Here is a 25,074-nt window from a genome sequence, read left to right as displayed (position 1 = left end):
GGCCTGCGTCAGCCCCGGGCCAGTACCACCGTCCCCGACGAGCAGAACCAGCCGCCGGTGCCCGACGCCACCGCCAGTTCCGGCAGGCTGCCGTCCGGGCGGCGCACCTGGAGGCCCGGGGCCTCGCCGCGGAGCTGGCGGACCGCCTCCACCAGGAGGAACAGGCCGCGCATGCCGGGATGGCAGGCCGAGAGTCCGCCGCCGTCCGTGTTCACCGGCAGGTGGTCCTTCGCCTCGACGAACGCGCCGCCCTCCCCCTTCGCGCAGAAGCCCAGGTCTTCGAGGGTCACGAGCGTCATGTACGTGAAGGCGTCGTAGACCTCCGCGAGGTCGATGTCCGCCGGGGTGACGCCCGCCCGCTCGAACGCGAGCCGGCCGCTGACCGCCGCGGGGGAGACCGTGAAGTCCTCCCACTCCGACATCGTGGTGTGCGAGACGTGCTCGCCCGTGCCGAGGATCCAGACCGGCGCCTTCGCCGTGTCCGGTACGTACTCCTCGGCGGCGAGCAGCACCGCGCAGCCGCCGTCGCTGCGGATGCAGCAGTGCAGCTTGGTGAACGGGTCGGCGATCATCGGGCCGCCGAGCACCTCGTCGACCGTGATCGGCTCGCGGAACATCGCCTCCGGGTTGAGCGCCGCGTTCGCCCGCGCCTGGACGGCGACCTCGGCGAGCTGCTCCAGGGTCGTCCCGTACTCGTGCATGTGGCGCCGGGCGGCCATGGCGTACTTGGCGATCAGGGTGTGCCCGTAGGGGGCCTCGAACTGGAGCGGGCCGCGTGCCCCGAAGGAGAGGTTCGAGGTGCGGCGGCGCGCCTTGATGTCGGCGCGGGCGGTCGAGCCGTAGACGAGCAGGACGGCGTTGGCGTGGCCGGCGGCGATGGCGTCGGCCGCGTGGGCGGCCATGACCTCCCAGGTGGCGCCGCCGACGGCGGTCGAGTCCACCCAGCGGGGCCGAAGGCCCAGGTACTCGGCGACCTCGACCGGGGCGAGCGTGCCGAGCCCCGCCGAGGCCAGACCGTCGATCACCGACCGGTCGAGTCCGCTGTCCGCGAGGGCGCGGCGGGCCGCCTGGGCGTGCAGAGTGTAGGGAGTGGCCTCGTCGACCCGGCCGCAGTCGGAGAGGGATATGCCGACGACGGCGACGCGTCGCCCGGCGCGGTCGCGGTTCCGTGAAGTGGTGGGCATGAATCTGACGGTACATCAGATAAGGAGTTTCGGGATGGCGAGCAGCACGGCCGAGAACGTCGACGGCTACCTCGAGGAGGTCATGGACCCGGACCGCCTGACGGCGCTCGTCCGGCTGCGCGAGCTCTGCCGCACCGAACTCCACGGCTTCGAGGAGGCCATGGCGTACGGGATGCCCACCTACCGCAGGCCCGGCGGCGAGCCGGAGATCGCCTTCGCCTCGCAGAAGCAGTACATCTCCTTCTACTTGATGCGCCCCGACGTCCGCGAGGCCTTCGAGGAGCGGCTCGCCGACCAGGACATGGGCAAGGGCTGCCTGCGCTTCCGGCGCCCCGAGCGGGTGGACTTCACCCTGGTACGGGATCTGCTGCGGGCGACGGCGAAGGCGCCGGGCGAGATCTGCTGATCGGGGCGCGCGTCCCGGCGCCGGTTCCCGGCGCCGCGCTCTGGGTTCCCGGCTCCGTGGTCCGGGGTTTCTGGCGTCGCGCTCTGAGGTTCCGGCTCCGTGCTCCGGGGCCCCGGCGTCGCGCTCCGGGGTTTCTGGCTCCGCGCTCTGGGTTTCTGACCCTGCCCGCCCTAACATGACGGGCCGTCAGATACGGAGGGGAGCTCCATGGACGCCGCCTTCACCGCGGAGCAGGACGAGATCCGCCGCACCCTGCGCGAACTGCTCGCCAAACGCTCCGGGCCCGCCGAGGTCCGCGCCGCCGTCGCCACCCCCGAGGGGTACGACACCGACCTGTGGCACCGGATGTCCGGCACCCTCGGGCTGCCCGGCCTCGCCCTGCCCGAGGAGTACGGGGGCGTCGGCTGCGGCCCCGCCGAACTCGCCCTCGCCTGCGAGGAGACCGGCCGGGCCCTCGCCCCCTCGCCGCTCCTCGCCACCGCCCTCCTCGCCGCCCCCGTGATCCACGCCCTCGGCACCGGACCGCAGCGCGCAGACCTGCTGCCGCGCATCGCCGACGGCACCCTCACCTGCGCGCTCGCCGTGCCCGGCGGCTCGCTCTCCCTGGCCCTCGGGCTGACCGGCGACAACGCCTCCTGGGTCGCGGGCGGCGGCCGGGCCGGCGGCGTCCAGGCCCGGGCCGTGGACGGCGGCGGCTGGCAGCTGTACGGGGAGGTCACCCAGGTCCTCGACGGGCACAGCGCGGGGCTGCTCCTCGTCGCCGCCCACGCCGGCGGCTTCGCGCGCAGCCGGACCCTGCTCTTCCTCGTCCGCGGGGAGGCTGCCGGACTCGTCCGCGTACGGCAGTCGGCCCTGGACGCGACCCGCTCCCAGGGCTCGATACAACTGCGGCACGTGGAGGCCGAGTTGCTCGGCGAGGAACCGGTCGACGTGCTCGGGGCGCTCGCCGGGGCCGGGCGGACGGCGGCCGTGGCGCTCGCGGCCGAGGCCGTCGGCGCGGCCCAGGCCGCCCTGGACCGCACGGTCGAGTACGTCGGCTCCCGCGAGCAGTTCGGGCGGCCGATCGGCTCCTTCCAGGCGGTCAAGCACCGGGTCGCCGACCTGTACGTCCAGGTGGAGGCGGCCCGCTCGCTGACGTACGCCGCGGCCCGCGAACCGGACGGCGCGCCCGGAGGCGCCGGGGCCGGCCCGCTCGGGAGTGCCGGAGTGAGCCCGCACGGGAATGCCGGGGCCGGCCCGCTCGCCCTCGCCGCCGCCCTGGAGGCGCTGCGGACGGTGGCGGGCGAGACGATCCAGCTGCACGGCGGCATCGGCTTCACCTGGGAGCACGAGGCGCATCTGTACTTCAAGCGGGCGACGGCGGACGAGCTGCTGTTCGGGCCCGCCCGGCGGCTGCGCGAGCGCGCGGCCCAGGTGACAGGGCTCTTCGGAGAGGTGGCGGCCTGATGCCCGTGGGTGTGCGTCTGATGCAGAAGGTGTCGTCCACGCGGACGTTCGCGAAGGTCGCCCCGCACTTCATCCCGGCGATGGACCGGGCCGTGCACCGGCTGACGCGCGGCAAGGTCATGCTGAGCGCCCAGATGCTGCCGGGGCTCGTCCTCACGGCCAAGGGCGCCAAGTCGGGGCAGCCCAGGGTGACGCCGCTCGCATGCATGCCCGAGCCGGCCGGTACATGGCTGCTGATCGGCTCCAACTTCGGGCGGGACGGCCACCCGGCGTGGACCGGGAACCTGCTGAAACACCCCGACGTGGAGGTGAGTTGGCGTGGCGAGACGATCCCGGTGCGGGCGGAGCTGCTCGCGGGGGAGGAGCGCGCCGCCGCCTGGCAGGCCGCGCTCGGCTTCTGGCCGCCGTACGCCACGTACCAGGCGCGGGTGGAGCGGGAGATCAGGCTCTTTCGGCTGACGAGGCGCTGACGAGGCGCTGAGGGGCGGTGACGGTGCTTCGGGCGTCGGAATGCGCGCCCCGTACCCGCCTCGGACAGGGGAACGCCGGCGGCGGTCTCGTGAAGAGCACCGCCACCGGCGCGACAGGACGGAGGGCGAACGGCGTGCGGGCGGCTGGGGGCCGGGCGTGGAGCGGATGGGCGGCCGGTGGTCCGGGCGGACTGCCGGGTGACGCCGAGCGGGCTGCCGGGCGGACTGCCGGGTGATGCCGGGCGGGCTGCGGGGCGGTGCCGGGCGGGCTGCCGGGTGGCGCTCGCTGCCTACTTCGTCGGCTTCTTGCCCGTGATCCCCAGGTGCACCAACAGCGCCAGGTTCGGCTTGAGTTCGGCTTGCTTGACGCCCCAGGTCTGGAACCCCTTCTGGTGACCGGCCACCGAGGCCAGCATCGCCACCAGGGAGCCCGCCATGGCCGCGGGGCTGACGTCCTTGTCGACCTTCCCCTTGGCCTGGAGGTCCTTCACCGCGTCCGTAAGGGAGTTGGTGACGGAGTTCAGGATCTTCATGCGGATCTTGTAGAACCGCTTGTCGCCCTCGGCGGCGCCGAGGTCCACGACCCGCAGGATCGCGTCGTGCCGGCGCCAGAAGTCCAGGAAGCCCTCGACCAGTTCCTCGGACGTCTGCCAGCCGGCCTTGCCGACCCAGGAACGGCCGGAGACCAGCTCGGTCAACGCGGCGCCCTCCTTGGCCATTTCCTCCGCGATCTCGAGGACGGCACCCTCGACGTCGGGGAAGTACTGGTAGAACGTCGCGGGAGAAGTGCCCGCTTTCCGGGCCACGTCGATGACCTTGACGTCCCGGTACGGCGAGGAGCTGAGCATCTCGCTGAGGCAGTCGAGCAGCTTCTGCCGCGTCGCCTGACCGCGTCGTCCGGCCACGCGGCCGTCGACGGTGCGTACTTGTCCTGTCATGCCGTCAGCTTACCGAGGGGTGATCGGCGCGCGATTCGGCCGACTGCAAATGGGGTGCACCCCCTCCGGGGCAGCGCTCGGGCGGCCCGGGGAGGAGAGAAAGGGCGCCGCGGGGGTCTGCTCGGGGTCTGCCGCGGAGGTCTGTCGAGCGGAGCCCCGCTCGATAAGGCTTATTAACAGCCTGTGGACAACTTCGGTGGACAACTCCGTGGAGACCGGGCCGGGCGGCTCCCTATATGGCGGTATGTTCGATTACGGGGCGTGCGCGGAGCCACCACGCGACCTAGCGTGGAGCCATGGCGGTATTCACAGAGGGCACCCCCTGCTGGGTGGAGGCACAGCTTCCCGACCTGGAGGCGGGGAAGCGGTTCTACCGCGAACTCTTCGGCTGGACCTTCGACCCCGACCGCGACGAGGCCCTCAGCGACGGCAAGCGCGTCGCCGGACTCGTACCGAAGAGCGACGGCCGGATGCCCACCACGTGGACCGTCTACCTCGCCACCGCGAACGCCGGCACGCTCGCCGCCCGGATCAAGGCCGCCGGCGGCCAGATGATCATGGAGCCGTACCCCGTGGGGCCCTTCGGCGTCCTCGCGCTCGCCGCCGACCCGGGCGGAGCCGTCTTCGGGCTGCGCCAGGCGGGCGACGACGAAGGCTTCGAGAAGACGATGCTCCCCGGCTCCTTCTGCTGGATGGAGATCTATACGAGGGAACGGGACGCGGTCGACACCTTCTACGCCTCCGTCTTCGGCTACCTCGGCCGCCAGGTCGAACCGGACGAGGAGGGCAGGGAGAACGACTTCGACTACCGCGTCTGGTCCCCGCCCGGCTCACGCGCCGGTGACGACACCGCCTTCGGAGGCCGGGCCGTCCTCACCGACGCCTTCCCGGCCGCGATGCCCGGCCACGTCCTCGTCTACTTCGCCGTCGCCGACTGCGACGCCACCTGCGCGACGGCCGTCGCCCTGGGCGGCCGCGTCACGAACCCGCCCTTCGACACCCCGCACGGCCGCATCGCCGTCCTCCACGACAACCAGGGCGCCCGCTTCGCGATCCTCGCGGAACCCCGGGAACCCGAGAACCCCCCGACCGCCACCACACCCGAAGCAGCTGCCCCACCCGAGGCAGCCACCCCACCCGAACCCACCGAAAAGCCCTCCGCCCCCTCCGGCGAAATGAACTGAGACACCCCGATCCGCCCCCGGGTTCGCAACCGTCGCCTCGGACAGGAAGAATCAGGGCCACGGGGCCGTACCCTCATGGCCCGTACGGGGAGGTGGCAGGCAAGTGGAGCAGCTGACGCAGCACGACCCGAGACGGATCGGGCCCTTCGAGGTGCTGGGCCGGCTCGGTGCAGGTGGCATGGGTCTGGTCTATCTCGCGCGCTCGGCTTCCGGGCGGCGCGTGGCGATCAAGACCGTGCGGACCGAGCTCGCCGAGGACCAGCTGTTCCGTGTCCGTTTCACCCGTGAGGTCGAGGCCGCCCGGGCCGTCTCCGGTTTCTACACGGCCGCCGTCGTCGACGCCGACCCGCGGGCCGCCGTGCCCTGGCTGGCCACCGCGTACGTCCCCGCGCCCTCCCTCGAAGAGATAGTGAACGAGTGCGGGCCGCTGCCGGCCCAGGCCGTCCGCTGGCTGGCCGCCGGGGTCGCCGAGGCCCTGCAGTCCATCCACGGCGCGGGCCTGGTCCACCGCGACCTGAAGCCGTCGAACGTCCTCGTCGTCGAGGACGGCCCCCGGGTGATCGACTTCGGTATCGCCTCCGGGGTCTCCAACACCCGGCTGACCATGACCAACGTGGCCGTCGGCACCCCCGCGTACATGTCGCCCGAGCAGGCCCGTGACTCGCGCAGCGTCACCGGCGCGAGCGATGTGTTCTCGCTGGGGTCCATGCTGGTGTTCGCCGCCACCGGACACGCGCCCTTCCACGGCGCCAACCCCGTCGAGACCGTCTTCATGCTGCTGCGCGAGGGCCCGGACCTGGAGGGGCTGCCGGACGAGCTGCGGCCGCTCATCGACTCCTGCATGCAGATGGACGTCTCGCGGCGCCCGACCCCGGCCGATCTGCAGGCCCAGCTCGCGCCCCACCTCTTCGGTCCCGGCAGCGACGACAGCGGTACGGCCTCAGCCTGGCTGCCGCGCTCCGCCGTCGAGATGATCGAGATCCGCCGCAACGGCCGCCCGAGCACCCCGCCGCGCCCGGTCACCCCGCCCACCCCGCCGCGTCCGCCCCGGCAGCCGCCCGAGTGGAGCGGCGACGGCCGCCCCGGCGGCCAGGGCGGCCACGGCGGCGGCCGGCACGCGGGCTCGCCCGCCGACGTCGGCGGTCCCGTACGGCTCGCGGGCGCCGCCGTCCCGATCGGCCCCGGTCTCCGGGTCGCCGACACCCGTGCCGCCCTCGCCGGGGTCGTCGACACGAGCACCGCCACCGGCTGGATCCGCCCGCCCGGAGGCGCCCACACCCCGGAACCGGGCCCCCGGCTGCCCGTACCCCCGCCGACCCAGGAGCCCGCGCAGCCGGAGCCCGCGCACTGGCGGCCCTGGCGCTTCCGGATGTCCAACGACGTCTGGGGCACCCCGGTCGTCGACGGCGACCTGCTCTACGTCACCTCCTTCGAGGTGCACGCCCTCGACGTGGCCAGCGGCCGCCGCCAGTTCAAGACCCGGGACGTCGCCTGGTCGATGGCCGTGGCCCAGGGCCGTATCCACGCCTCCGACGGGCCCACGCTGTACGCGCTCGATGCCACCGACGGCAGTGAGCGCTGGCGGCTCCAGACCGACGCGTGGGTGTACTCGCTCAAGGTCGACCGGGGCACGGTCGTCACCGGCACGCGTGGTGGCGGAGTCCAGGGCTGGGAGGCGTCCAACGGCGCCAAGCTGTGGGAGATCTCCGGCGCACAGACCGAGTTCGAGACCCCGGAGGCGGGGCCGGCCCTGCACGGCGACACCGTGTACGTGTGGCGGGACGCCCGGCTCCAGGCGCTCGACGCCCGTACGGGTGTGGAGCGCTGGTCCTACCCCGTCGGCGACGCCGCCTCCTGCGGCAACGTGCCGGTGCGGGTGGCCCCGGCGGAGGACGGCTGCGTGTACGTCGCGGCCGGTACGCGCGTGCTGTCGATCGATGTCGCGGGCGGCCGCGTCCGCTGGCACTTCGAGGCGCCCGCGGTCTTCCTCTCCCCGCCGGCCTTCGCCCCCGGTCCCGCCGTCACGGGCGGCGGGGTCTACCTCGCCGACTACCTCGGCACGGTGTACGCCCTCGACGCGACCACCGGCCAGGACCGCTGGCGGATCGCGACCGAGTCCCGCCAGTCGAACGAGCCGGTGCTCGTCGTCGACGGGAACGTGCACGTCGGAAGCGGCAGCGCGCTGTACACGCTCGACGCGGTCACGGGCACGCCGAAGTGGCGGTTCGCGGCGGGCGGCGAGCTGATCGGCTCGCCGGTGGTGGCCGACGGGCGGGTGCACTTCGGCTCGGCGGACCACGTCCTGTACACGCTGGACGCCACGGGCGGCCAGCTGCGCTGGAAGCTGGCGACCGGCGGCGAGATCACCGGCTCGCCGGTGGCGCGGGCCGGGGTCGTGTACGCCTGCAGCAAGGACCGGTGCGTGTACGCGCTCGACGCGGTGAAGGGCACGGCCACGGGACGCGGCGGCTCGGCGCCGAGGGCGTGAGGCTTCGGAGGGCGTGAGGCTCCGCCGGGCGGGGTCGCGCTAGGTGCGGTTGTTCCGGTCGGGAGCGGGGCCGGGGCCGGGAGCCTGGCCTTGGCCGTAGTCCTGGCCGTCGGGGTCGTAGTCCTGGCCGCCGGGGTCGTAGTCCTGACCCTGGTTCCAGTCCTGGACCTGGGTCCGGTCCCGGTCGGGGTCCCATGTGGGGACGTCCATCGTCCGCGTGGGTTCGCCGCCCCCGCCCGGGTGAGCACCGCCCGGCGTCCCGGCGCCGTCCAGCGTCGGGTACGTGGGGCGTGTGGGCCCCGTCGGGTACGTCGGGTACGTCGGCTCCGGTTCGAGGGGCAGGGTGCGGGCGCGGGTGCGGCCCGACATGACGAGCGCGCCGAGGAGCAGCAGGAGCCCGCCGCCGAAGGCGTTCGCGACGCCGTCGCCGAGCCCCGTACCGTCGCCGCCGATCGTCAGGCTGCCCTCGGCCTGCCCGACGCGGACCATCCACAGGATGGTGAAGCCGAGTACGACCAGGCCGGCGAACGCCACGAGCAGCCGGGACCGCAGCACCACGCCGAGCAGGGTGACGACGGCCGCGAAGGCGAACGGGAGCAGGATCGAGCCGATCACCTCCGCCTTCGCGTCGGTGATGCCGCCGAACAGGTCCTCGATGCGGTAGTCGCTGCCGTGACGGCCGTCGTACCAGGCACGGAAGGGGCTCCAGACGGCGGCCGTCGCTCCGGCGAGGGCCAGGACCGAGCCGATGACGTTGCGGACCATCGATCGGCCTCCTTACCGGTCCGGCTCTCGGTTTTGACGCTACGCCCGGTGCGGGGGACCCGCCACGCGGCGCTAGGGTGGCGCGGACACGACAGGAGGAGCAGAGGATGACAACGGGGACGGGGACGGGGGCGGCGCGCCGCAGGGGTCTCAGGCTCGCGGCGACGCTCACGGTGGTGGTGCTCGCGCTGACGGGCTTCCAGACCGGCAAGAGCGGCGGGAGCAGCGGCGGCAAGAGCAAGAGCAAGAGTTCGGGGGGCGGCTGCTCCAGCTCCAAGAAGAAGAACGACGACTACGACTACTCCGGCGACGACCTCGGCAGCGGTTCGAGCGGTGGCAGCGACTACACCACGGCCCCCGCGACGCCGAGCGTGACCTCCTCGCCGAGCTCCACTGTGGACGTGGTGGTCGTGGACTGTGTGAAGCCTGCGCAGAAGAAGCGGAAGGGCAAGCCGGCCCGTAAGGCCGACACGACGGCGACCCTGCGGATCACCTCGCGCGAGGCGGTCACGACGACGTACAAGGTCGAGGTCGACTTCGAGGGCTCCGGCGGGGTGGATGTCGACGAGGCGCAGAAGGTCGTGACGGTCGAGCCGGGTGAGACGAAGACCTTCGACCTCGCGATGGAGTCGCCGAAGGCCGTCGACCGGGTCAAGACGTGTGCGATCGCAGGGGTCCGCGTCCAGTAGGGTGACGTGCGCTCGTCAAAACGAGCCCATTTCGTTCCGCTCATTCGCGCTCTGCGCACATTCAACGGGGGTTGAAGCGTGAAGCTTCGTCATGTCCGTGCCATCGCCGTCTTCGGTATCGCCCTGGTCGCGCTGACCGGTGCCCGCGGCTCCAACGGCGGCAGCTGCAGCGGTGGCAGTTCCAGCAGCTCCAGCAGTTCCAGCAGCTCGGGCGGCTCCGACAGCGCCGGCTCCAGCAGCAGCAGTGGCGGTGTCACCACCGGCGGTGTCGGCGGCTCGTCGAGGGACAAGGCCAAGCGCGACGTCCGCATCGACGAGTGCAAGGTCAGCGCCGACGGCAAGAACCTGGTCGCCAAGGTGACGGTCACGAACAGCGACTCCGCGGCCTACCTCTACGACGTCTCCCTGCAGTTCAAGGGCGACGCGAGCGCCCCCCTGGCGATGGCGCAGGTCGACGACCTGCGCGTCGAGGCCGGTGCGTCGAAGTCGGCCGAGGCGACCACGCCGTACACCGGCACCGGCACCGGCTCCGAGTACAACCAGTGCGTCGTCGTCGACGCCGACCGCACCACCGCCTGATCCCTTCGGGGGCTCCTAGCGGAGCCGGAAGCCGTCCCCCCTCCGGGTGAACAGCTCGGACTGCCGCTCCGGCGGCAGGTTCCCGAGCGTGACCAGGTGCGGTGCGTGGGCGAGGGCCTGGGCGCGGGCGGCCTCCTTGGCCGACCAGAGCGCCCGGACCGTGCCCTGCACCGCCTCGGTCGGGTAGGAGGCCATGACGGCGGCGGCGCGGCGGGCGGCGTCCAGCGCGCCGCCGTCCGCCGTGAGCTCGGACACGAGGCCCGTCTCGTACGCGCGGCGGGCCGAGATCCGTTCGGCGCCGCCCATCAGGGCCATCCGGGCCACCTCCCCGAAGGGCATCCGCTGCGCCATGTGGATGGTCTCGAAGGCGCTGACCATCCCGTAGGTGGTGTGCGGGTCGAAGAAGGTGGCTCCCTCGCCGGCGACCAGGAACTCGGCCTCGCCGAGCAGGTAGAACGCGCCGCCACAGGCCATGCCCTCCACGGCGGCGACGACCGGCTTCCACAGGTCGTTGGCCTTGGGCCCGATGGCGATGAGCGGATCGTCGATCGTGTACGGGGAGGAGGGCTGCGGGATGTCGCCGGCCGCGGCCCGGTCGATGCCGGTGCAGAAGGCCCGCTGTCCCGCGCCGGTCACGACGGCCGCCCGTACGGTGTCGTCGTAACGCAACTCCCGCCAGATCTCGCCCAGTTGCCGGGCCATGTCCAGGGTGAGGGCGTTGTGCTTCGCGGCCCGGTCGAGGGTGACGACCGCGACGCCGGTCTCCTTGTCGTGTGCGACGGTGACGGTCATCCGCGCTCCAGCAGCCAGCGCGGCACGGCCATGCCGTCGACCTCGGTGAACGCCACCCGCACACCCGCCCCGATGCGCAGCCGGGCCGGGTCGACCGAGTCGAGCGCCGCGTCCGGGGTGGCGACGACGTTGCCGACGAGCCGGATGCGGGGCGCCTCGACGAGTTCGACGACGACGGCGTTGTACGGGGCGAAGGCGGCGTACTCGGGCAGGAGCGGCGGGTGGGGCAGGACGTACGACCAGATCCGGCCGCGTCCTGACATCAGCCGCCACTCGGCGGCGAAGGACTGGCAGTGCGGGCAGCAGGGCCGGGGCGGGAAGCGCAGTTCGCCGCAGTCGGCGCAGCCCTGGATCCGCAGCTCGCCACGGGCGGCGTACTCCCAGAAGGGCGCCCCGTCCTCGTCCACGACAGGCGTCAGCATGGTGGGACTCAACTCCTCAGGCTCGCAGCAGGATGGCCGATGTGGGGACGCCCTCGCCGGCGGTCACCAGGCAGGTGGCGGCGTCGGGGACCTGGGCGGTGGAGCTGCCCCGGAGCTGCTTCACGCCCTCGTTGATGAGGTTGAAGCCGTGGACGTACGCCTCCGAGAGGCCGCCGCCGCCGGTGTTGATGGGCAGCCGGCCGCCGATCTCCAGGGCGCCGCCCTCGGTGAACGCGGCGCCCTCGCCGCGCTCGCAGAAGCCGTAGCCCTCCAGGGAGAGAGGGATGAGCGGGGTGAACGCGTCGTAGATCTGGGCGACGTCGACGTCCTGGGGGCCGAAGTCGGCCTGCTTCCAGAGGTGTCGGGCGGCGGTCCAGGCGGGGCCGGTGAGCGGGTCGTCGTTCCAGTAGTTGACCATGCCGTGGTGCTGGGCGGGCAGGCCCTGGGCGGCGGAGTGGACGTACACGGGCTTCCGGCGGCAGTCGCGGGCCCGCTCGGCGCTGACGATCACGCACGCCAACGCGCCGTCGGTCTCCAAGCAGTTGTCGAACAGGCAGAGGGGTTCGCTGATCCAGCGGGCGGTCATGTACATCTCGCGGGTCAGCGGGCGTTCGTACATGATCGCGGCCGGGTTCTGGTTGGCGCGGTTGCGGCAGGCGAGGGCGACGTTGAAGAGGTGGTCGCGGGTGGCGCCGTACTCGTGCATGTAGCGGCGGGCGAGCATGCCGATCTCGTCGGTGGGGCGCAGCAGCCCGAAGGGGCGGGTCCACTGGCCGGGCGTGGGCAGCTGGACGGCGGTGTTCTTCCACGGGCGGGGTCCGGAGCCGCGCTTCCGGGACCGCCAGGCGACGCCGACGCTCGCCTGTCCGGTGGCGACGGCGGCGGCGAGGTGCCCGACGGTGGCGCAGGAGCCGCCGCCGCCGTACCCGATCTTGGAGAAGAAGGTGACGTCCCCGGCGCCGATGGCCTTGGCGACCTCGACCTCGTCGGTCTCCTCCATCGTGTACGAGGCGAAGCCGTCGACCTCGGAGGGGGCGATCCCGGCGTCGTCGAGGGCGGCCAGGATCGCCCGGCAGGCCAGGGTCTTCTCCGACTCGGGGAGCTGTTTGGCGAACGGTGTCTGACCGATGCCGACGATGGCTGTGCGGTCCTTGAGCACGCGACCCCCTCGATCGTCCTCACTGCTGACAGCGCGTCAGGGTACAGCTAATCTGACGGATAGTCAGCTAAGGGTGAGGTCCTGGGTGCGACGGGAGGGGCGGTTATGCGCGGTGACCTGGAGTGGGGCTCCATAGCGGGCCTGGTGCGCTCGGCGGCCGAACGGTACGGGACGGCGGAGGCGGTCGTCGAGGGTCGTACCCACGTCTCGTACGAGGAGTTGGGCGCCCGCGTGGAGCGGGCGGCGGCGGCCTGCATGGCGGCGGGCGTGGAGCGGGGCGACCGGGTCGCGATCTGGGCGCCGAACACCCTGGACTGGATCGTCTCGGCGCTCGGCGCGGTGACGGCGGGCGCGGTGCTCGTCCCGCTGAACACCCGCTTCAAGGGCACCGAGGCGGCGTACGTCCTCTCCCGCTCCCGGGCCAAACTGCTCTTCATCACCGGCACCTTCCTCGGCACCTCGTACGTCGCGTCCCTGCGCCGTGCCGAGGTCGAACTCCCGGACCTGGAGCGGGTGGTGGTGCTCGGCGAGACCGCCCCGGACGACTACGTCACCTGGAAGTCGTTCCTGGCGGAGGGCGACGGGGTGAGCGGGGCGCAGGTCCGGGCGCGGGCGGACGCCCTCGACCCCTCGGCCCCCTCGGACATCATCTACACCTCGGGGACGACGGGCGCACCGAAGGGCGCCGTGATCACGCACGCCCAGACCCTGCGCTGCTACGCGATCTGGTCGGAGCTCGCGGGCCTGCGCGAAGGCGACCGCTATCTGATCGTGAACCCCTTCTTCCACACCTTCGGCTACAAGGCCGGGATCATCGCCTGTCTGATGCGGGGCGCGGTGATGATCCCGCAGCCGGTCTTCAACGTGGACACGGTCCTCGCCAACATCGCGGCGGAACGGATCTCGGTGCTGCCGGGCCCGCCGACGCTGCACCAGTCGATCCTGGACCACCCGACGCGCGCCGCGCACGACCTCTCGGCGCTGCGCCTCGTGGTGACGGGTGCGGCGGTGGTGCCGCTGCGGCTGGTGGAGCGGCTGCGGGGCGAGCTGGGGGTGGGCACGGTCCTGACGGCGTACGGCCTGTCCGAGGCGAGCGGGATCGTCACGATGTGCCGCCGGGGTGACCCGGCCGAGGTCGTCGCCACGACCTCGGGCCGCCCGATCCCGGACACCGAGGTCCGCCTCTCGCCCGCGGGCGAGGTCCTGGTGCGCGGCCACAACGTGATGAGCGGCTACTTCGAGGACGAGGCGGAGACGGCGCGCGCGATCGACGCGGACGGCTGGCTGCACACGGGCGACGTGGGCGTCCTGGACGAGGCGGGCAACCTGCGGATCACGGACCGCATCAAGGACATGTTCATCGTGGGCGGCTTCAACGCCTACCCGGCGGAGATCGAGCAACTCCTGGGCCTGCACCCCGACATCGCCGACGTCGCGGTCATCGGCGTCCCGGACGCCCGCCTGGGCGAGGTCGGCAAGGCCTTCGCGGTCCGCCGCCCGGGGGCGACGGTGACGGCGGACGACCTGATCGCGTGGGCGCGCCGGGAGATGGCGAACTACAAGGTCCCGAGGGCGGTGGAGTTCGTGGGGGAGCTGCCGAGGAACGCGAGCGGGAAGGTCGTGAAGGGGGTGCTGCGGGGGCGGTAGCGGGGTGCAACCGGGGATGGTCGAGTACACGTCATAGGGGCCAAGATGTCAGCCGTACGAGCAGGACAGCGGCGGCGTCCCGCGCAGCGACGCCCCGGCGGGCGGCGCCGAGCACGTCCCCAGCACCACCGCACCGCACCGCACCTTTCCCCGTCCCCAGTGCGTAGCCTCACCCCTTGGAGCAGTTGGTGTCGACGCCCGAGTTCCCTCTCACGCTCACCCCGCAGCAGGCCGCCACAGGTGTGATCATCACCGTCCAGCTGCCGACCGGCCCCACGAACATCTCCGTCCCGCCCTGCCGCCACGGCGACCTCGTCCCGGCGCGCACCGCCGACGGGTCGGTGATCAACCTGCGCATCAGCGTCAACCTCTTCGCCGGCCCCGGTGGCGGTGCGGGCCAGGCGGCTCCGCAGCGCAAGTCCGGGATCCTGGGCTGCATCGTGCCGCTCGTCGTCGCCGGAGTGATCGGGTTCCTGATCTTCTCCAACGACGACAGCGACAGCACCGACAACACGGGCGGCGGCTCGACGCCCTCGGCGACCGCCACCTTCGAGAACCCCCTCGACGCGACGACGGCGCCGACCCCGGCCCCGACCCAGACGACGGAGGCGGCCCCGGACCCGTACACCAAGGGCACCTGCCTGAACGGGCAGCTCCCGGACTCGGAGACCGCGCAGAGCGTCAGCAACGTGGAGGAGGTCTCCTGCTCGGCGTCGGACGCGCACTACAAGGTCATCCAGACGTTCCCGCTGACCTCGGACCTGAACAAGTGCAACAGCAACCCGAAGACGCAGTACGCCTTCTCCCACCGCTACACCCTCAACGGCGCGACGATCAACGAGTACGTCTACTGCCTGGTGGGACTCGGTTCGTACGCGCGGAACTGAGCCGTACGCTCACCCTCGCGAGTGATGCCGGTCACTCGCGAGGGAAGTATGGTGACTGGTATGGCAACGAAGAAGTACACGGTCACCCTGCCGGAGGAGCTGGCGGAGGAGATCCGTAAGGACGTGGGTCCGGGCGGCTTCAGCGCGTACGTCACGCACGCCATACGGCGCCAGCGGGAGCAGGACCGGCTGGGGGAGCTGGCCGCGTGGATGCTTGAGCCCGGAGGCCCGCTCACCGAGGAGGAGCTGGCCGCGGCGGAGGCCGAGCGGCGCGAGATCGAACGCTGGCACGAGGAGCGGGAAGAGCGTGAGCGCGCCGAGGCGGAGAAGGCCGCTCGGCAGGCTGATGCGGCATGAGTGATGGCTGCATCGTCCTGGACTCCGAGGGCCTCTCGCAGGCCGCGTTACGCGATCGGGTCATGGCCCGGCGCATCGTCCAAGCCCACGACCTCGGCATCAGGGTCGTGACGAGTTCCATGACGCTGATCGAGGCGTACTACGACAAGATCCCCTACGCGGCATGGAAGTGGACGCTCTCCCGCATCGTCATCGAGCCCGTCACCGAGGAGGTCGCGGAGTCCTCGATCTCCCTCCTCAAGGACAAGGGCCTGCACGGCCACAAGTACGCCATCGACGCCGCCCTCGCGGTGATCGCAGGGCGGCAGCCGGGCCGGGTGACGGTCTACACGTCCGACGAGGACGACATGCGCACGCTGTGTGCGCCGAGCGTGCTGGTGCGGGCGGTCTGAGGCCGGCGGCCCGGACCACGGCCGGAGGGGCCGGGCGTCTGCCCGGCCCCTCCGTCTTGCCTGTCCGGTCGCGGTGCGCCGCGCTCTGTCCGCCGAGGTCCCCCCGGTTCCGGTGGACGTCCCCCGAACACGTGCGCATCAGGCTTCCGGACATGGACGACCTCGGCGGCTCCCCCGATGGCGTCGCCGTGGCCGTTCCCGAGAGAAGCTCAGGCCGGCTACGGCTTGAACGGCTCGGACGTGGCGTGCTGGTCCAGGGTCGTGATCCCACCGCCGGTGGCGTGCTGGTCGAGCGTGGTGACCTTGTCCGCGCCATCCCCGGTGGCGTGCTGGTCCATGCTCGTGATCGCAGCCTCCTCCGTGCCGGTCGCGTGCTGGTCCTGGGGCTTCAGGATGGGCTCGGTCTTCTTCGGCTCGGTCATGTGGGTCCTCCGTTGTTCTGAGCGGTGGAGTCTGATCGTTGGGCCCGTCCGGCCGTTCCCCCGTGGACTGCCGGACGGGCCTCAGGGCCGCTCACCCTAGTTCGTGCGGAGCGACGGCCTCACAGTGACCCGTCTGCCCCCCGACGCGACGGATCGATGAGTCAGAGCATGCCGGTCGGCGATAAACGTTCGATGAACGCGCAGTCCCCGCCCGCGTCCGCGACCGCTACGCGGCGGCAGACGGGGTCAACAGGGCCCTGATGGCAGCGGCTTCCGGCGAGCCGAGGGTCTCGTGGATCGTGAGCGCCTCGCGCCAGCACGCCTGTGCGCGGCCGCTCTGCCCGATGTTGTCGAGGGCCTGGCCGAGCACCGCCAGGACGTTCCCGCGCCGCCACTCGCCGCCGATGCCGCTCAGCACCACGAGCGCCTGTTCCGCGAGGGCCGCCGCCCGCGCATGCCGTCGGGCGGCCAGTTCGAGTTCCGCGAGCCGGAAGAGCGTCATGCCCTCCCACAGCCGCTGCCGGCTGTCCCGGAAGACGGCCAGTGCCTCGTGCAGGGCCTCCGCTCCCGCGCTGTGCCGGCCGCTCTCGGTGAGGGCCATGCCGAGCGCGTAGCGGCCGTTCGCGCCGCGGAGCGAGTGCCCCATGGAGTCGTAGATGGCTATGCCCTGCTCCGCCAGGGAGACCGCGCTCTCCAGCCGGCCCATGGACAGGTGGATCCGCGAGAGGTTGCACAGCGCGCTGGCCTCGCCGGGGTTGTTCCCGTCGGCGCGGAAGCCCTCGATGGCCGTGGTCAGGTACCCCTCGCCGTCGGCCTGGCGGGTCTGGTAGACGGCGATGATGCCACGGGCGTTGGCCGCCCACGGCAGGGTCAGCGGGTCCGACGTCTCGGCCGCGAGGCGGGCGGCGTGCGCGGCGTCGCGATCGGCCTCGTCGAAGCGTCCCGTGTACGTACGGACATTGGTGAGGGTCATGTACGCGCGGCCCTCGGCGTGTTCGTCGCTGAACTGGCGTGCCGCGTCGCGCAGCGACACCGCCGCGGACTCGTACTGCTTGGAGTTGGCGCCGGACTCGCCCAGGTCGATGCACGCCCACAGCAGGTCCACCGCCCGCCGCAGCCTCCCCGCCGACCCGGCGGACTGGCGGACGCAGGCCAGGAGGCAGTTCGCCTCGCTGTACAGCCAGTCCTGGGCGTCGTGGCGATCCGTGAAGACCAGGCCCTCGTACGCGACCGGCTCCAGGTGGTCGACCAGGCGGTCCCCCGGTCGTTCGATCGCGTAGACGCGGGCCGCCGTCGAGAGGTAGAAGTCGAGGAGGCGGGAGAGGGCCTTCTCGCGTTCCGCCGGGGGCTGTTCGTCGCGTTCCGCGCACGCACGCGCGTAGAGGCGGACCAGGTCGTGGTAGCGGTAGCGGCCCGGGGCGGCCGACTCCACGAGGGATGTGTCGACCAGGGCCTCCAGGAGGTCCTCCGTGGCGTGGAGTTCCAGGTCGAGGACGGCCGCCGCGGCCGCGAGCGAGATGTCCGGGCCGTCCGCGAGGCCCAGGAGGCGGAAGGCGCGGGCCTGGGCCGGCTCCAGCTGGCCGTAGCCGAGTTCGAAGGTCGCCTTGACCGCGAGGTCGCCCGCCTGGAGCTCGTCGAGGCGGCGCCGCTCGTCGGCGAGCTTGGCCGCCAGGACCGCCACCGTCCAGGTGCGCCGGGCGGCCAGCCGCGAGGCGGCGATACGGATCGCCAGGGGGAGGAAGCCGCAGGCGGCGACCACGTCGAGGGCGGCCTCGCGCTCCGTCGAGACGCGCTCCTCGCCGACGATCCGGGTGAAGAGCTGCAGCGCCTCCTCCGGTGACATCACGTCCAGGTCCACCAGATGGGCCCCCGCCAGGTCCACCATGCGGATCCGGCTGGTCACCAGCGCCGCGCAGCCCGCCGTGCCCGGCAGCAGCGGGCGGACCTGGGCCGCGTCCCGCGCGTTGTCGAGCAGCACCAGGACCCGGCGGCCGTCGAGCGTGGAGCGGTAGAGCGCCGCCCGCTCCTCCAGCGAGTCGGGGATCGCCGAGTCCGGTGTCCCGAGGGCCCGCAGGAAGGCGCCGAGGACCGTCTCGGGCGCCGCCCAGCGGGAGCCCGCGCCCTGCAGGTCCACGTACAGCTGGCCGTCGGGGAAGTGCGGGCGGGCCTCGTGCGCCACGTGCACCGCGAGCGTCGTCTTGCCGACGCCGCCGATGCCAGCGAGCGCGGAGACGGCCATCACGGAGCCCTCGGCGGTGGCGAGTTGGTCGCCGAGCTCGCGCACGAAGGAGGCGCGGCCGGTGAAGTCGGGCACGGTCGCCGGGAGCTGCGCGGGCCGGGCGGCCGGGGCCGGGGCGGGGGCGGTCTCCTCGACCGGGCGGGCCAGTTCGGCGTCGGCGCGCAGGATCCGCTGCTGGAGGCGGGAGAGCTCCGGGTTCGGGTCGACGCCCAGTTCGTCGGCGAGGAGCCGGCGGGTGTCGGCGTACACGGCCAGCGCCTCGGCCTGCCGGCCGCTGCGGTAGAGCGCCAGCATGAGCAGTTCGCGCAGCCGTTCCCGCAGCGGGTGCGCCGCGGTCAGCGCGGTCAGCTCGGAGACGGCCTCCGCGTGCGCGCCCGCCTCCAGGTCCAGGTCGAGCCGGGTCTCCAGGAGCTGGAGCCGCCACTCCTCCAGGCGGGTGCGCTGGGTCTCGGCGTACGGCCCCGGTACGGAGGCCAGCGCCTCGCCGTCCCACAGCCCGAGGGCCTTGTTCAGCCGTGAGCGGGCCGCCGCGCGGTCGCCGGCCCCGCGCAGTTTGTCGGCCTCGGAGGCCAGGTCCTGGGCCACGTTCAGGTCGAGCGCCCCGGAGCGGGCGGTGCGGATGGCGTAGCCGCCCGACTCGGAGACCAGCACTCCCGGATTGAGGATCTTGCGCAGGCGCGAGGCGTACGTCCGTACCGCCGCCAGGGCCTGCGAGGGCGGCTCGTCGCCCCAGATGGCGTCGATCAGCTCACCTGCCGTGGCCGTCCGCCCGTCACGGAGCAGGAGCGCGGCGAGCAGTGCGCGCTGCTGGGGGGAGCCGGAGGGCAGGGCCTCGCCGTCGCGCCAGGCGCGCACCGGGCCGAGCACACCGAAGCGCAGGTCGTGACCGGGGTCGTCATGACCGACGACGCCGGGACCTGTCGACGGAGCGCGCTGCTCCGGAACGCGCGGGCCGTTCGCACGGTCCATAGCTCCCCCTGCCCGTACCGCTGGTTTCGCCCTGGACAGTCTGCCTTGTCCGGAGGGGGCGCGTCAGCATCGGGTGACTGTCTGCACAAGTCCCGCCCCAAGATCCGACGGGTTCCGGCCGAACCGTCCGGCGACAGGGAGCTGACGGGTCGTCAGATCAGCGCTACCGTGAAAGCATGGAGACCTTCCCGAAGATCATCTCGGTGGACGACCACACCGTGGAGCCGCCTCACGTCTGGCGGGACCGGCTCCCGTCCAGGTACCGCGACACCGGACCCCGGATCGTCCGCGCGCCGCTGAAGGAAATGACCTTCCTCGGCGGCAAGTTCGCGCCCGTCATGGGCGCCAAGGGCGACGACGGGCCGATCGGCGACTGGTGGGTGTACGAGGACCTGCACCGGCCGCTCACCCGCCTCGACACCGCCGTCGGCTACGACCGGGACGAGATCAGGCTCGAGGTCATCACCTACGAGCAGATGCGCCCGGGCTCGTACTCCGTGCCCGACCGCCTCGCCGACATGGACGTCAACCACGTCCAGTCCGCTCTCTGCTTCCCCACCTTCCCGCGCTTCTGCGGGCAGACCTTCACCGAGGCGAGCGACCGTGAGCTGGGGCTCCTCGGGATCCGGGCCTACAACGACTGGATGGTGGAGGAGTGGTGCGGGCCCGAGGCCCACGGGCGGCTGATCCCGCTCACCCTCATCCCCCTCTGGGACGCCGAGCTCGCCGCCGCGGAGGTGCGGCGGAACGCCGCCCGGGGCGTGCGCGCCGTCGCCTTCTCCGAGATACCGCCGCACCTCGGCCTCCCCTCCGTCCACACGGACTACTGGGACCCCTTCCTGCGCGCCTGCGACGAGACGGGCACGGTCGTCGCCATGCACATCGGCTCCTCCAGCCGGATGCCGTCCACGTCCGCCGACGCCCCGCCGGCGGTCGGCTCCACGATCACCTTCGCCAACTGCTGCTTCTCGATGGTCGACTGGCTGATGAGCGGCAAGTTCGAGCGCTTCCCGAACCTCCGGATCATGTACGCGGAGGGCCAGATCGGCTGGATCCCGTACATCCTCGAACGCGCCGACGTGGTGTGGGAGGAGAACCGGGGCTGGGGCGGGGTCGCCGAGAAGGTGCTGCGCCCGCCGTCGGAGCTCTTCGCCGAGCACGTCTACGGCTGCTTCTTCGACGACGCCTTCGGGCTGAGGAACCTCGACGCGATCGGGGTCGGGAACGTCCTCTACGAGACGGACTACCCGCACTCCGACTCCACCTGGCCCAAGTCGCGGGAGGTCGGCGAGGCCCAGATGGGCCACCTCGCGCCGGACGTGGTCGAGCGGATCGTGCGCGGCAACGCGATCGAGCTGCTCGGTCTGACGGCGGACGGGCTCTGGGTGCCGTGACCCGATGACGCCGGGAGGCCGCGACCCTCGCGGGGCGCGGCCTCCCGGGTCCGTGCCGGTCAGCCGAAGCGGACGGACGAGATCGTGTCGTCGAAGCCGATCGACGCCAGGTCGGCGATGGTGCCGCTCACCGACTTCGACGTGCCCTTGCAGTCCTTCTCCGTCCAGATCTTCACCGTGCCGCTCGCCTGCAGCGAGGAGGCGCGGTTGTCGCGCCCCACGTTCTGGCAGCCCGTGCCGGCCAGGCCCTCGGAGGGGTCGCCGAAGTTCTTCTCGTCGGAGAGGGTCACGCTGCTCTTACCGCCGGAGCCGGAGCCGGAATCGCCGGACCCCGCGCCGCCGCCCGCCTTCTTGCCGTCCGGGGTCACGCCGAACCAGGTGCCGCCGACGCCCTGCCCGTTGGTGTCGCCGGGCCGCAGGTCCTTGTTGAAGCGGTAGACGGGCCAGCCGCCGATGGTGACCTGGAGGTTGCCGTCGTCCCGCTTGACCACGCCCACGTCGGACTTCTTCACGCCGTCGATGAAGATCCGCCCGCCGGGCTTGACGACCACCGGCGGCCAGGTTGTCGCGCAGGCGTCGTTGCAGGTGGACCTGGACGGCTCGGCGGTGTCGTTGTCGAAGCGGTAGAGCGTGAAGCCCGCGCCGTTGACGACGACCGGCGAGAGCGCGCCGGCGCTCGCGGCGCTCAGCTGCACCCACTTCTGCGGCTTGCCGGGCGAGTTGGCCCAGTCGCCGGTCTTCGGCTGCGCGTTGTTCTGCTGGGCGGTCCCGCTGAGGGAGGTGAACTCCGAGGAGGCGGGGGCTGCGGAACTCGCGCCGTTCGCCGCGGGCCGGTCCGCGGCCTTGTCCGCGGCCTTGTCCTCCGTACCGCCGCACGCGGTGAGCAGCAGGGCCGCCGCGGTGGTGACGGCGGCGATCGCTCCGAGGCGCTGGATCTTCATGGTTCCCCCTGTGTGGTGTGGGCGTCGGCGCCCTTCGTGTGCTGCCTTCGCGGGGGAGTACGGAGGTGCTCGCGCGGGTCGCTCAGCCGGTTACGGCTCCGAGACATGCCCGGGACGGTTCCGCGACGGGGCAGGTCAGGAGGCGGGTCGTGGCACGCCCCTTGTCTGATGGACCGTCAGACGCAAGCATGGGAGCCGCCATCGATATGACGAATCGTCAGATCCAGAGCAGGGGGTCCACCATGGTGGTCTACGGGATGCAGCTCCCGGTCCAGTCGCAGAGCACCCTCTACGCCGAGCCCTGGGAGGCGGGCGCGGGCCCCGGTGATCTGCTGGAGATCGCCCGCGTCGCCGACCGCACCGGCTTCGACTACATCGCGAGCTGCGACCACGTCGCCATCCCGCGCCGGCTCGCCGGGCCGATGAGCACCATCTGGTACGACCCGGTCGCCACCCTCTCCTTCCTGGCCGCCGCCACCGAACGGGTGCGGCTGCTCTCGCACGTGGCGGTCGTCGGGCTGCGCCACCCGCTGGTCTCCGCCAAGGCGTACGCGACCCTCGACCACCTCTCGGGCGGCCGGCTCGTCCTCGGGGTCGGGGCCGGGCACGTGCAGGAGGAGTTCGAGGCCGTCGGGGCGGACTTCGCCGGGCGCGGGGGTGTCCTCGACGAGACGATCGACGCGCTGCGGGCGGCCCTCGGGCCCGAGGAGTTCCCGGAGCACGCGGGGGAGCGGTTCGCCTTCAAGGATCTCGGGCAGCGGCCCCGGCCCGCGCAGGAGCGGGTGCCGGTCTGGGTCGGCGGCTCCTCGCCGGCCGCCGTGCGCCGGGCCGCGCTCAAGGGCGACGGCTGGCTGCCGCAGGGCGACCCCAGGGAGAAGCTGGCCGCGCAGATCGCCCGGCTCGAGAGCCTCCGCGAGGAGGCCGGGATCGCCGAGCCGATCACGGTGGGCGCGATCACCGAGGCGCTGTACGTCGGCGAGCCGGGCTGGGAGGTCGGCCGGCGCACCCTGACCGGCAAGCCGGAGGCCCTGGCCGAGTCGCTGCGCGCGTACGGCGCGATGGGTGTGCACCAGATCCAGGTCCGGTTCCGCTCCCGGAGCCGTACCGAACTCACCGAGCAGATGGCGGCGTTCGCCGCCGAGGTCGCCCCCCACCTGTAGACGCGAGGAGTAGGCACATGGGCAAGCTGGACGGGCGGGTCGTCGTCATCACGGGCGCGGCGCGCGGGCAGGGCGAGCAGGAGGCGCGGCTCTTCGCCGCGGAGGGTGCGCGGGTCGTCCTCGGGGACGTGCTCGACGCGCCCGGCGAGGCGCTGGCCAAGGAGCTGGGGGAGGAGCGGGCGGTCTACGTCCACCTCGACGTCACCAGCGAGGACGACTGGGCCGGGGCGGTCGCCCTCGCCAAGGAGCGGTTCGGGCGGATCGACGGGCTGGTCAACAACGCGGGCATCCTGCGCTTCAACGAGCTGGTCTCCACCCCGCTGGAGGAGTTCCAGGCGATCGTCCAGGTCAACCAGACGGGCTGCTTCCTGGGGATACGGACGGTCGCGCCCGAGATCGCGGCGGCGGGCGGCGGCACGATCGTCAACACCGCCTCGTACACCGGTCTGACGGGCATGGCGGGCGTCGGCGCCTACGCCGCCACCAAGCACGCGGTGCTCGGGCTCACCCGGGTCGCGGCCCTGGAGCTGGCCGGGAAGGGGATCCGGGTCAACGCGGTCTGCCCGGGGGCGATCGACACCCCGATGAGCAATCCGGAGGGCGTGGACCCCGAGGCGACGGCCGGGCTGTACCAGAAGCTCGTGCCGATGGGGCGGATCGGGAAGCCCGCGGAGGTCGCGGCGCTCGCCCTCTTCCTGACCGCCGACGACTCCTCCTACATCACCGGTCAGCCCTTCGTCATCGACGGCGGCTGGCTGGCGGGCGTCGCGCTGTTCTGAGCGGAGCCGGCGGGTCTCCGCGCATAGCTGACGACTCGTCAGGTATTGACGCACCCGCCACGCGGTGCGACAGTCGGGCACATCGAGAATCTGACGGTACGTCAGAAACAGCGAGGACGGTGAACCCCCTTGGAATTCGGGATCTTCGTACAGGGATACGTCGGCAAGCGCGCCGAGACCGATCCCGAGGCCGAGCACAAGGCGCTGATGGAGGAGACCGAGTACGTCATCCAGGCGGACAAGTCCGGGTTCAAGTACGCCTGGGCCTCCGAGCACCACTTCCTGGAGGAGTACTCGCACCTCTCGGCGAACGACGTCTACCTGGGCTACCTCGCCCACGCGACCGACCGGATCCACCTCGGCTCCGGCATCTTCAACCCGCTCGCGCCCGTCAACCACCCGGTCAAGGTGGCCGAGAAGGTCGCGATGCTCGACCACCTCTCCCAGGGCCGCTTCGAGTTCGGCTCGGGCCGCGGCGCGGGCTCCCACGAGATCCTCGGGTTCATGCCGGGCATCACCGACATGAACCACACGAAGGAGATCTGGGAGGAGACGATCGCCGAGTTCCCCAAGATGTGGCTCCAGGACGAGTACGTCGGCTTCCAGGGCAAGCACTGGTCCCTGCCGCCGCGCAAGGTCCTGCCCAAGCCGTACGGGAAGTCCCACCCGGCCATGTGGTACGCGGCCGGCTCGCCGCCCTCCTACGCGATGGCGGGCAGGAAGGGGCTCGGGGTCCTCGGCTTCAGCGTGCAGAAGGTCTCCGACATGGAGTGGGTCCTCGACTCGTACAAGACGGCGATCAAGGAGGCCAAGGCGGTCGGCGACTTCGTCAACGACAACGTCATGGTCACCTCGACCGCGATCTGCGCCGAGACCCACGACAAGGCCGTCGAGATCGCGGTCGGCGGCGGCCTCAACTACCTCCAGTCGCTGCTCTTCCGCTACCACGACACCTTCCCGCGCCCCGAGGGCATCCCGGAGTGGCCGGAGCTGCTGCCCGAGTACAGCGCGGAGATCATCGAACTCCTCATCCAGGAGGAGCTGATGATCTGCGGCGACCCGTCGGAGGTCCTCGCCCAGTGCAAGCGCTGGGAGCAGGCCGGCGCCGACCAGCTCTCCTTCGGGCTGCCGATCGGCATCTCCTACGAGGACACGGTGAACACGATCAAGCTGATCGGTGAGCACGTGATCCCGAAGATCGACACGGACCCGGTCCACCGCACGACCCGCTTCCGGAGCGCCGCCGGGTCCTGACCCGCCCGCCCACCACGAGCGCGGGGCGGTGTCTTCCCGGACCGCCGCCCCGTCACCGGCCCCGGTCGGAGGTCTCGCAGTCGCGGCCGACTGCGCGGGCCCCGGCCGGGG

Annotated in this window: 24 protein-coding genes; 15 read left to right on the top strand and 9 right to left on the bottom strand. The window is 72.3% G+C overall.

All coding sequences use genetic code 11. The annotated features are described in order from the left end of the window. Window positions 1-8: 8 nt before the first annotated feature. The gene (locus tag AB0E14_RS14640) at window positions 9-1,184 is read right to left on the bottom strand and encodes an acetyl-CoA acetyltransferase (RefSeq protein WP_362416381.1); all 1,176 of its coding nucleotides are present in this window, start codon (window positions 1,182-1,184) and stop codon (window positions 9-11) included. Window positions 1,185-1,218: 34 nt separating this feature from the next. Here AB0E14_RS14640 and AB0E14_RS14635 point away from each other — a divergent pair, with 34 nt between their 5' ends. The 3 genes from AB0E14_RS14635 to AB0E14_RS14625 all read left to right on the top strand — a co-directional run bounded on the left by AB0E14_RS14635 (window position 1,219) and on the right by AB0E14_RS14625 (window position 3,506). Next, a complete protein-coding gene (locus AB0E14_RS14635; protein ID WP_362416378.1) occupies window positions 1,219-1,590 on the top strand; it encodes a DUF1801 domain-containing protein in 372 nt (123 codons plus the stop codon). Between the two features lie 207 nt (window positions 1,591-1,797). Further along, entirely contained in the window at window positions 1,798-3,036 is a 1,239-nt protein-coding gene (locus AB0E14_RS14630) for an acyl-CoA dehydrogenase family protein (RefSeq protein WP_362416376.1), read from the top strand. Next, window positions 3,036-3,506 (top strand): nitroreductase family deazaflavin-dependent oxidoreductase, encoded by a 471-nt coding sequence (locus tag AB0E14_RS14625; protein ID WP_362416373.1) that lies wholly within the window; start codon window positions 3,036-3,038, stop codon window positions 3,504-3,506. The genes AB0E14_RS14630 and AB0E14_RS14625 overlap by 1 nt, the downstream gene beginning before the upstream one ends. Window positions 3,507-3,796: 290 nt before the next feature. On the opposite strand, the gene AB0E14_RS14620 is transcribed toward AB0E14_RS14625, so the two are convergent. Beyond that, a complete protein-coding gene (locus AB0E14_RS14620; protein ID WP_362013000.1) occupies window positions 3,797-4,444 on the bottom strand; it encodes a TetR family transcriptional regulator in 648 nt (215 codons plus the stop codon). 296 nt (window positions 4,445-4,740) lie between these two features. Here AB0E14_RS14620 and AB0E14_RS14615 point away from each other — a divergent pair, with 296 nt between their 5' ends. Continuing rightward, the gene (locus tag AB0E14_RS14615) at window positions 4,741-5,628 is read left to right on the top strand and encodes a VOC family protein (protein WP_362416369.1); all 888 of its coding nucleotides are present in this window, start codon (window positions 4,741-4,743) and stop codon (window positions 5,626-5,628) included. A 103-nt stretch (window positions 5,629-5,731) separates the two neighbouring features. After that, window positions 5,732-8,116, top strand: a complete 2,385-nt coding sequence (locus AB0E14_RS14610) for a PQQ-binding-like beta-propeller repeat protein (RefSeq protein WP_362416366.1) — start codon at window positions 5,732-5,734, stop codon at window positions 8,114-8,116. Between the two features lie 39 nt (window positions 8,117-8,155). On the opposite strand, the gene AB0E14_RS14605 is transcribed toward AB0E14_RS14610, so the two are convergent. Further along, complete coding sequence (locus AB0E14_RS14605) at window positions 8,156-8,881, bottom strand: hypothetical protein (RefSeq protein ID WP_362416363.1); 726 nt, start codon at window positions 8,879-8,881, stop codon at window positions 8,156-8,158. Window positions 8,882-8,988: 107 nt separating this feature from the next. Here AB0E14_RS14605 and AB0E14_RS14600 point away from each other — a divergent pair, with 107 nt between their 5' ends. Further along, window positions 8,989-9,570, top strand: coding sequence for a hypothetical protein (locus AB0E14_RS14600; RefSeq protein ID WP_362416360.1), 582 nt, complete (start codon window positions 8,989-8,991; stop codon window positions 9,568-9,570). A 78-nt stretch (window positions 9,571-9,648) separates the two neighbouring features. Beyond that, window positions 9,649-10,149, top strand: coding sequence for a hypothetical protein (locus AB0E14_RS14595; protein ID WP_362416357.1), 501 nt, complete (start codon window positions 9,649-9,651; stop codon window positions 10,147-10,149). Window positions 10,150-10,164: 15 nt separating this feature from the next. Here AB0E14_RS14595 and AB0E14_RS14590 read toward each other — a convergent pair whose 3' ends face one another. From AB0E14_RS14590 to AB0E14_RS14580, 3 genes are read right to left on the bottom strand one after another with little or no spacing between them, the layout of a single operon-like run. Then, on the bottom strand, window positions 10,165-10,941 hold the full coding sequence (locus tag AB0E14_RS14590) for an enoyl-CoA hydratase/isomerase family protein (RefSeq protein ID WP_362416354.1): 777 nt from the start codon (window positions 10,939-10,941) through the stop codon (window positions 10,165-10,167). After that, window positions 10,938-11,363, bottom strand: a complete 426-nt coding sequence (locus AB0E14_RS14585) for an OB-fold domain-containing protein (protein ID WP_362416352.1) — start codon at window positions 11,361-11,363, stop codon at window positions 10,938-10,940. The genes AB0E14_RS14590 and AB0E14_RS14585 overlap by 4 nt, the downstream gene beginning before the upstream one ends. Before the next feature lie 16 nt (window positions 11,364-11,379). Next, entirely contained in the window at window positions 11,380-12,522 is a 1,143-nt protein-coding gene (locus AB0E14_RS14580; protein ID WP_362416349.1) for a lipid-transfer protein, read from the bottom strand. 105 nt (window positions 12,523-12,627) lie between these two features. On the opposite strand from AB0E14_RS14580, the gene AB0E14_RS14575 reads away from it, so the two are divergent. From AB0E14_RS14575 to AB0E14_RS14560, 4 genes are all read left to right on the top strand, one after another. Further along, the gene (locus AB0E14_RS14575; RefSeq protein ID WP_362416347.1) at window positions 12,628-14,169 is read left to right on the top strand and encodes a FadD3 family acyl-CoA ligase; all 1,542 of its coding nucleotides are present in this window, start codon (window positions 12,628-12,630) and stop codon (window positions 14,167-14,169) included. Between the two features lie 176 nt (window positions 14,170-14,345). Continuing rightward, entirely contained in the window at window positions 14,346-15,056 is a 711-nt protein-coding gene (locus AB0E14_RS14570) for a hypothetical protein (protein ID WP_362416344.1), read from the top strand. Window positions 15,057-15,116: 60 nt separating this feature from the next. Further along, window positions 15,117-15,413, top strand: coding sequence for a ribbon-helix-helix domain-containing protein (locus tag AB0E14_RS14565; protein ID WP_362416341.1), 297 nt, complete (start codon window positions 15,117-15,119; stop codon window positions 15,411-15,413). After that, window positions 15,410-15,805, top strand: coding sequence for a hypothetical protein (locus AB0E14_RS14560; RefSeq protein ID WP_362416338.1), 396 nt, complete (start codon window positions 15,410-15,412; stop codon window positions 15,803-15,805). The genes AB0E14_RS14565 and AB0E14_RS14560 overlap by 4 nt, the downstream gene beginning before the upstream one ends. Window positions 15,806-16,023: 218 nt before the next feature. Here AB0E14_RS14560 and AB0E14_RS14555 read toward each other — a convergent pair whose 3' ends face one another. After that, a complete protein-coding gene (locus AB0E14_RS14555; protein ID WP_362416335.1) occupies window positions 16,024-16,227 on the bottom strand; it encodes a hypothetical protein in 204 nt (67 codons plus the stop codon). 226 nt (window positions 16,228-16,453) lie between these two features. After that, the gene (locus AB0E14_RS14550; RefSeq protein ID WP_362416332.1) at window positions 16,454-19,435 is read right to left on the bottom strand and encodes a BTAD domain-containing putative transcriptional regulator; all 2,982 of its coding nucleotides are present in this window, start codon (window positions 19,433-19,435) and stop codon (window positions 16,454-16,456) included. Window positions 19,436-19,611: 176 nt separating this feature from the next. Between AB0E14_RS14550 and AB0E14_RS14545 the strand changes: the two genes are divergently transcribed. Beyond that, complete coding sequence (locus tag AB0E14_RS14545; RefSeq protein WP_362416329.1) at window positions 19,612-20,829, top strand: amidohydrolase family protein; 1,218 nt, start codon at window positions 19,612-19,614, stop codon at window positions 20,827-20,829. Window positions 20,830-20,888: 59 nt separating this feature from the next. Here the strand turns inward: AB0E14_RS14545 and AB0E14_RS14540 are convergent, their stop codons facing one another. Further along, window positions 20,889-21,770, bottom strand: a complete 882-nt coding sequence (locus AB0E14_RS14540; RefSeq protein ID WP_362416326.1) for a hypothetical protein — start codon at window positions 21,768-21,770, stop codon at window positions 20,889-20,891. A gap of 242 nt (window positions 21,771-22,012) precedes the next feature. Here AB0E14_RS14540 and AB0E14_RS14535 point away from each other — a divergent pair, with 242 nt between their 5' ends. The 3 genes from AB0E14_RS14535 to AB0E14_RS14525 all read left to right on the top strand — a co-directional run bounded on the left by AB0E14_RS14535 (window position 22,013) and on the right by AB0E14_RS14525 (window position 24,963). After that, complete coding sequence (locus AB0E14_RS14535; protein WP_362416594.1) at window positions 22,013-22,930, top strand: TIGR03619 family F420-dependent LLM class oxidoreductase; 918 nt, start codon at window positions 22,013-22,015, stop codon at window positions 22,928-22,930. Between the two features lie 17 nt (window positions 22,931-22,947). Beyond that, entirely contained in the window at window positions 22,948-23,709 is a 762-nt protein-coding gene (locus AB0E14_RS14530) for a glucose 1-dehydrogenase (protein WP_362416323.1), read from the top strand. A gap of 129 nt (window positions 23,710-23,838) precedes the next feature. Next, the gene (locus tag AB0E14_RS14525; protein WP_362416320.1) at window positions 23,839-24,963 is read left to right on the top strand and encodes an LLM class flavin-dependent oxidoreductase; all 1,125 of its coding nucleotides are present in this window, start codon (window positions 23,839-23,841) and stop codon (window positions 24,961-24,963) included. Window positions 24,964-25,074: the final 111 nt, after the last annotated feature.

Origin of the sequence: Streptomyces sp. NPDC047981 (assembly GCF_040653315.1) — a bacterium.
GTDB lineage: Bacteria > Actinomycetota > Actinomycetes > Streptomycetales > Streptomycetaceae > Streptomyces.
Note: the sequence above shows the minus strand (reverse complement) of the source record. Positions and strands in the feature narration are given on the sequence as shown.

What these genes read in the sequence shown, in the direction of transcription:
- AB0E14_RS14550 (WP_362416332.1), bottom strand. Translation starts at nt 19,435, where the DNA reads ATGGACCGTGCGAACGGCCCGCGCGTTCCGGAGCAGCGCGCTCCGTCG.
- AB0E14_RS14625 (WP_362416373.1), top strand. Translation starts at nt 3,036, where the DNA reads ATGCCCGTGGGTGTGCGTCTGATGCAGAAGGTGTCGTCCACGCGGACG.
- AB0E14_RS14530 (WP_362416323.1), top strand. Translation starts at nt 22,948, where the DNA reads ATGGGCAAGCTGGACGGGCGGGTCGTCGTCATCACGGGCGCGGCGCGC.
- AB0E14_RS14605 (WP_362416363.1), bottom strand. Translation starts at nt 8,881, where the DNA reads ATGGTCCGCAACGTCATCGGCTCGGTCCTGGCCCTCGCCGGAGCGACG.
- AB0E14_RS14640 (WP_362416381.1), bottom strand. Translation starts at nt 1,184, where the DNA reads ATGCCCACCACTTCACGGAACCGCGACCGCGCCGGGCGACGCGTCGCC.
- AB0E14_RS14585 (WP_362416352.1), bottom strand. Translation starts at nt 11,363, where the DNA reads ATGCTGACGCCTGTCGTGGACGAGGACGGGGCGCCCTTCTGGGAGTAC.
- AB0E14_RS14575 (WP_362416347.1), top strand. Translation starts at nt 12,628, where the DNA reads ATGCGCGGTGACCTGGAGTGGGGCTCCATAGCGGGCCTGGTGCGCTCG.
- AB0E14_RS14600 (WP_362416360.1), top strand. Translation starts at nt 8,989, where the DNA reads ATGACAACGGGGACGGGGACGGGGGCGGCGCGCCGCAGGGGTCTCAGG.
- AB0E14_RS14545 (WP_362416329.1), top strand. Translation starts at nt 19,612, where the DNA reads ATGGAGACCTTCCCGAAGATCATCTCGGTGGACGACCACACCGTGGAG.
- AB0E14_RS14630 (WP_362416376.1), top strand. Translation starts at nt 1,798, where the DNA reads ATGGACGCCGCCTTCACCGCGGAGCAGGACGAGATCCGCCGCACCCTG.
- AB0E14_RS14540 (WP_362416326.1), bottom strand. Translation starts at nt 21,770, where the DNA reads ATGAAGATCCAGCGCCTCGGAGCGATCGCCGCCGTCACCACCGCGGCG.
- AB0E14_RS14590 (WP_362416354.1), bottom strand. Translation starts at nt 10,941, where the DNA reads ATGACCGTCACCGTCGCACACGACAAGGAGACCGGCGTCGCGGTCGTC.
- AB0E14_RS14555 (WP_362416335.1), bottom strand. Translation starts at nt 16,227, where the DNA reads ATGACCGAGCCGAAGAAGACCGAGCCCATCCTGAAGCCCCAGGACCAG.
- AB0E14_RS14560 (WP_362416338.1), top strand. Translation starts at nt 15,410, where the DNA reads ATGAGTGATGGCTGCATCGTCCTGGACTCCGAGGGCCTCTCGCAGGCC.
- AB0E14_RS14615 (WP_362416369.1), top strand. Translation starts at nt 4,741, where the DNA reads ATGGCGGTATTCACAGAGGGCACCCCCTGCTGGGTGGAGGCACAGCTT.
- AB0E14_RS14565 (WP_362416341.1), top strand. Translation starts at nt 15,117, where the DNA reads ATGGCAACGAAGAAGTACACGGTCACCCTGCCGGAGGAGCTGGCGGAG.
- AB0E14_RS14620 (WP_362013000.1), bottom strand. Translation starts at nt 4,444, where the DNA reads ATGACAGGACAAGTACGCACCGTCGACGGCCGCGTGGCCGGACGACGC.
- AB0E14_RS14635 (WP_362416378.1), top strand. Translation starts at nt 1,219, where the DNA reads ATGGCGAGCAGCACGGCCGAGAACGTCGACGGCTACCTCGAGGAGGTC.
- AB0E14_RS14535 (WP_362416594.1), top strand. Translation starts at nt 22,013, where the DNA reads ATGGTGGTCTACGGGATGCAGCTCCCGGTCCAGTCGCAGAGCACCCTC.